The organism is Pseudomonas monteilii NBRC 103158 = DSM 14164 (genome assembly GCF_000730605.1).
GTDB lineage: Bacteria > Pseudomonadota > Gammaproteobacteria > Pseudomonadales > Pseudomonadaceae > Aquipseudomonas > Aquipseudomonas monteilii.
Window position 1 is genome coordinate 1 of the sequence record NZ_BBIS01000117.1, and the last position, 1246, is coordinate 1246.

Annotated in this window: 1 protein-coding gene; it reads left to right on the forward strand. The window is 60.1% G+C overall.

What is annotated here, in order from left to right:
- On the forward strand, nt 1–1246 hold a 1246-nt coding region (locus tag PM2_RS31080; RefSeq protein ID WP_042132651.1), incomplete at both ends, for an immunoglobulin-like domain-containing protein.

Genomic DNA, 1246 nt, shown 5'->3' on the forward strand with positions numbered 1-1246 from the left:
TAACCCTGCCCAGACCCCGGTGACCGTGACCCTGTCCAACGGCCAGACCATTACCGTTGAGGCCGGCAAGACCCAGGGCAGCGTTGATTTCCAGACCCCGGCGAACGACGTCTACAACAACGGTTCGACTGTCAGCGTCACCATCGAGAACGCCACTGGTGGCAACTTCGAGCAGTTGACCCCGAATCCGACTCCAGCTTCGACTGTCATCAATGACAGCATCGATACCGTCACCGTTAGCATCGTCAGCAATGGCAATGTGACCGAAGACCAGCAGCCTTCCTTCACTGTAAAAGTAAGCCAGGCGCTGGACCGTCCGTTGACCGTAACACTGTCGAACGGCGACACCGTGACCATCGAAGCTGGTAAAACCGAAGTCGAGTACAAGACCCCGGTCCAGGGTGATGACGTCTACAACGACGCAGGCTCCATTACCCTCGGCGTCACCGGCGCAACAGTTGCGGGTGCCACCTTCGAGAATCTGGCTTTGGGCGGTCCGGCTACTGTTGAAATTTCGGACACCATCAGTGAAGTGGTGGCCAAGCTGACCGCGACCCCTTCGGTCACCGAAGGCGGCGAGATCACCTACACCATCACGCTGACCAACAAAGACGGCCTGCCGATCAACAACCACGGCGCCCTGACCTTCACGCTGAGCGACGGTAAAACCGTCATCACCGTGCCGGCCAATGGCACTACCGGTTCGATCACCGTCACCGCGCCGGACAACGTCTACACCGGTGCCAACGATCCAGTGATCAAGTCGATCGCTTCGGTGGACGGCGCTGATGTCGGCAAGTTCGAGCAACTGACTTTGGACAAGACGCCGGTCAGCACCACCGTTACCGACGAGCCAGGTACTCCGGGCAACGAAGGCGATCTGGTGCTGGTCACTATCACCGCCGACCAGCCTTCGGTGGCCGAGAACGTCAAACCGACGTTCACCGTGCACATCAACCAGCCGCTGGACCACGACTTGGTCGTGACCCTGAGCAACAACGCTCAAGTCACCATCAAGGCCGGCGAAACCAGCGCGCCGTACACCCACGATGCGCAGGGCGATGACGTCTATAAAGACTCGGGCGAAATCAGCCTGGGTATCAATTCGGCGGTGGACGCCACCGGTGCGACCTTCGAGAACCTGCAACTGGGCGGCAACGCCTCCGTTCAGGTCACCGACACCACCGATGAGGTGGTGGCCAAGCTGACCGCGACCCCTTCGGTCACCGAAGGCGGCGAGATCACC